This window comes from Kitasatospora sp. NPDC059327 (assembly GCF_042752535.1).
Classification (GTDB): domain Bacteria; phylum Actinomycetota; class Actinomycetes; order Streptomycetales; family Streptomycetaceae; genus Kitasatospora.
Genome location: NZ_JBHYYB010000220.1, coordinates 1 through 4,323, shown reverse-complemented (window position 1 = coordinate 4,323; position 4,323 = coordinate 1). Strand labels below are relative to the sequence as shown.

The 4,323-nt window shown below is 68.1% G+C and carries 3 protein-coding genes and 1 pseudogene; 1 reads left to right on the top strand and 3 read right to left on the bottom strand.

The annotated features are described in order from the left end of the window. Positions 1–22: 22 nt before the first annotated feature. The gene (locus ACFXHB_RS44455; RefSeq protein ID WP_380582891.1) at positions 23–1,672 is read right to left on the bottom strand and encodes an MFS transporter; all 1,650 of its coding nucleotides are present in this window, start codon (positions 1,670–1,672) and stop codon (positions 23–25) included. 176 nt (positions 1,673–1,848) lie between these two features. Here ACFXHB_RS44455 and ACFXHB_RS44450 point away from each other — a divergent pair, with 176 nt between their 5' ends. Further along, a complete protein-coding gene (locus ACFXHB_RS44450; protein ID WP_380582889.1) occupies positions 1,849–2,526 on the top strand; it encodes a TetR family transcriptional regulator in 678 nt (225 codons plus the stop codon). A 51-nt stretch (positions 2,527–2,577) separates the two neighbouring features. Here the strand turns inward: ACFXHB_RS44450 and ACFXHB_RS44445 are convergent, their stop codons facing one another. Beyond that, a complete protein-coding gene (locus ACFXHB_RS44445) occupies positions 2,578–3,717 on the bottom strand; it encodes a methyltransferase (protein ID WP_380582887.1) in 1,140 nt (379 codons plus the stop codon). A 474-nt stretch (positions 3,718–4,191) separates the two neighbouring features. Then, positions 4,192–4,323: pseudogene (locus ACFXHB_RS44440) on the bottom strand (IS630 family transposase); the annotation flags it as partial.

Here is a 4,323-nt window from a genome sequence, read left to right as displayed (position 1 = left end):
CACCCACCCTGGAGCCGTACTATCAGGCCTCTGCGGACTTCGGCCCGGGCCCCGCGACAGGAGCACTGGCCCCGGACGTCCGGGGCTCGGAGGTCCGGACGTCGGCCTCCGCCTCCGGAGCCTTGCGGGTGAACCCTGCGACGCCTGCCGCGACAACCGCAACCACGCCGCCGACAGTGAACGCCAGGCCCATACCGGATGTGAACGCCGCATGGACGGCGCCGGCTACCGCGTCCACGGTCTGCTGCGGCGTGCCCGGCTCCGCCGGAGGCACGGCGCCGACCTTGGCAGCCGCCGCCAGCGAACCGGCCTGTTCCGCCGGCAGCGGCTCCAGTCCGGCCTCGGCCCACTTGCGCGGCAGGACAGTGTCCACCCGGGACGCCATCAGGACGCCGAGGACGGCCGTCCCCAGGCTGCCGCCGATCTGCATGGCGGACTGCTGCACCCCGCCGGCAACTCCGGCCAGCTCGGTCGGGGCGTTGCTGACGATGACGTCGGTAGCTCCGACCATGACCGGGGCCAGCCCGAGTCCGAGCAGGACGAACCACAGCGACACGGTGCCCATACCGCTGTCGGCCGTCATGGTGGACATGCCCCACAGCGAGACGGCCGTCAGAACCATCCCGGTAACCAGGGGGATTCGCGGGCCCAGCTTGCCGATGGCCGCGCCGGCGATCGGCGATCCGACGATCATCATGGCGGTGAGAGGAAGCAGGTGGAGTCCGCTGTCGACGGGGCTCAGTCCGTGGACGTTCTGGAGGTAGAAGGTCACGAAGAAGAGACCGCCGATGAACGAGAAGGACATCAGGATCATCAGCACCGTGCCAGCGGTCAGCGGGACGGAGCGGAACATCCGCAGCGGGATCAGCGGCTCGCGGACCCGGTTCTCCCAGAAGGCGAATCCGGTGAACGCGAGCAGGGCCGCGAGGAGGAAGCCCAACGTTCGCGCGTCCCGCCAGCCCCACTCCGGGGCCTTGATCAGGCCCCACACCAGGCAGAACATCGCTGCCGAGAGCAGCGTTACACCGAGCGCATCCAGGTGCTGCGGCGCACGCTCGGCACGCTCGTCCTTGAGGATGAGCAGACCGAGGACGAGCGCCGCGAGGCCGACCGGCACGTTGATGAAGAAGACCGACTGCCAGCTGACGTGCTCGACCAGCGCGCCGCCGACGATCGGGCCGGCCGCCGTGGAAATGCCGACCACCCCGCCCCAGATGCCGAATGCCATGTTCAGCTTCTCCGGTGGGAACGTGATCCGGAGCAGGCCGAGCGCCGCAGGCTGCATGAGGGCGCCGCACAGACCCTGGAGGACCCGGAACAGCACGATCAGCGCCACGCTGCCGGAGAGGCCGATGGCGGCCGATGTCACGATGAAGCCGGCGATGCCGATAAGAAAGGTCTGCCGGTGTCCGAACCGGTCTCCGAGCTTGCCCGCGGTGATCAGTGAGACAGCAAGGGCCAGCAAGTAGCCGTTGGTGATCCACTGGACGTCAGCGAGCGAGGCATGCAGGTCCTGTTGGATCGCCGGGTTGGCGATGGCGACGATCGTGCTGTCGAGCGCGACCATCATCACGCCAACGGCTACCGCCACCAGGGTCGGCCACGGCTTTCCTCGCAGTTTCGGCGGGATGCCCTGAACGGTAGCCGGCGCAGAGTCTTCTTTCTGAATCATCATCAGAACCCTTGTGCTGCAGTGGTAGTACATGGCCGATCAGTACTCGGACGAGCACATGGCGTGACGCTATGTCAGTGGCTGACACTTGTCAACGACACGCACGAGTCAGCGACTGCTGCCGTGGCTTAGGCTGGAGATGATGTGCCATCAGAAGGAAACAGGGAGGAGCGGCCGTGCCGCAGACGGAGCAGGTGGCGTCAGCGCCGTCCCAGACCGGGAGGCGCCAGCGAAAGAAGCAGAACACTCGTGACGAACTCGCCCGGGAGGCCCTGAGGCTGTTCATCCTCCAGGGTTACGACAACACGACCGTTGACCAGATCGCCGAGGAGGTCGACGTCTCCCAGCGCACCTTCTTCCGGTACTTCGCGAGCAAGGAGGAGGTGGCACTGAGCCCGATCACCGCCATTGACAAGGCCTTCCTTGCGGCGCTGGAGGCACGCCCGGGGAACGAGAACCCCCTGCATGCGATGCGCGGCTCGTTCCGCACCGTCCTGGAACAGGTCCACAGTGGCGAACTGGACGGCGTGGACCCGGCTCTGCACATGTCGATGATGCAACTCATCGAGCGGACGCCGGGCCTCCTGGCGCAGCATCTGCGACGGACCGAGGACATGGAAGACCAGTTGGTCGAGGTCATCTCGCGGCGCGAGGGACTCGACCCGGAGACGGACCCGCGTCCACGCGTCCTCGTGGCGACGTTCGGGGCGATCGGGCGGGTCGCGACACGAATCTGGTTCCGCAAGGCCGAGGGGGACCTGCAGAGCATCACCGCGGAGCTGGAGGCCTGTCTGAACCTGCTCGGCCCGGACCTGTTCGGAAACTGGCGCTCGGAGCAGGCCGTGCTCCGGTGAACGAGGGGCGGGGGCCTCTTCAGGGACGCCCCCGCCCCGTTGTGATGCGGATCAGCCGGCGGTGGAGACCGGCGCGGGCGCGAGTCTCCACAGCGAGGTCACTTCCGATGCCCGTGCCGCATGCAGCGGGTCGTCGGTGTCGCGGCTGCGCGGATGGGCGGGCTGGGTGTCGAGCCGCGCCACGACCCGCAGGCCCGCGCCCTTGATGAGCTCAAGCAGTTCGGCACGCGAGCGCAGCCCGAGTCGCTCGGCGATGTCCGAGAGGATCAGCCAGCCTTCGCCCCCCGGCAGCAGATGACCGCTCAGCCCCGCGAGGAACCCTCGGAGCATCCGGCTTCCCTGGTCGTAGACCGCGTACTCGATAGGGGAGGTCGGCCGGCCCGGGACCCACGGTGGGTTGCACACCGTCAGCGGTGCGCGCCCGGGTGGGAAGAGGTCCGCCTCCAGCACCTCGACGCGGTCGGCGAGCCCCAGCCGCGCCAGGTTCTCGCGGGCGCACGCCAGCGCGCTCGTACTCTGATCGGTCGCCACGACCCGCCGTACACCGCGCCGGGCGAGCAGGGCCGCAAGGACGCCGGTGCCAGTGCCGATGTCGAACGCCGACGCGGCCGAGGGCAGCGGGGCCCGGGCTACCAGGTCGACGTACTCGCCGCGGACCGGGGAGAAGACCCCGTAGCGTGGATAGATCCGGTCCCCGAGTGCCGGAACCGGGACCCCTCTGCGGGACCACTCGTGGGCACCGATGACGCCCAGCAGCTCGCGCAGCGCAACGACATAGGGCTCCTCCGCGGGCCCATATGCCTCGATGCAGGCGCTTCGCACGTCGGGCGACCGGCGGAGCGCGACGGCGTGCCCGTCGTCCACCGGCACCACCAGCATGCCGAGGACCCGGGCGTGCCGGGACTGTGCCTGGCGGTGGAGGTGGAAGGTCTCCGTAGGGGTCGAACCTGGTCGCGGTGGTTTACGGGCGGCGCGCCGCTTCATCGCGGACAGGAGCTGCCGCGCATTGTGGTAGTCGCCGCGCCACAGTAACGCCGTGCCCTCGCAGGCCAGACGGAAGGCTGTATCGGCCTTCATCTGATCGTCGGCGACGACTACCCGTTTCGGGGCCGGCGTTCCGTTCTCGGACCGCCACCGAACACGGTGCTCCTGGCCGTCCTCAGTCCAACTGAGTGTTTCCCAAATGCTCACCGGGACATTCTCGTACGTTGACGGAGTGTCTCGTGTCGGCGAGATGACCGACAGTCAGGTCCCCTCCGGGTCCGTGCCGGATAGTACCAGGTCGGGGGCGTGCCGGTCACGGGGGCTGGTCGCGATCCGCCGAACGCAAGGGCCGCCCTGGAGGAGATCGACCCGGGATAGTCCCCTGTCCTGCCCGTGGAGTGGCGACAGTGAATCATCCTGACCAGGCACCACGTGAAGTCCGGCCAGACGCTTGCTGGCGCCGAACGGGCAGCGTCGCCATCCAGGGCGAAGACCTCGCCGAACGGGGCCGCGCACAGCATGTCGGCTGGGACAGGCCCGGCCCGACCCAGCAATGGGACCTGGAGCACACCCTCACACTGGAACCCCTGGTATCGGAGCAACGGCCAGACGGGAAGATGACGCACGGAGGAAGGAACAGCGCAATCTAGTGTGATGCGCCGCAAATCACGAGGGTAAGTTCTACCCAGATGATGGGGTGGTCGGCTTGATCTTGGCAAGATAGTCGGCGAGGGATTTGAGAATCTCGTCGGCGGTCTTGGTCCAGGTGAACGGTCTCGGGTTCTGGTTCCAGGTGTCGATCCAGGCCTGGAT

Excerpts from the sequence above, each read along its gene's own strand:
- ACFXHB_RS44455 (WP_380582891.1), bottom strand. The coding sequence starts at position 1,672 with ATGATTCAGAAAGAAGACTCTGCGCCGGCTACCGTTCAGGGCATCCCG.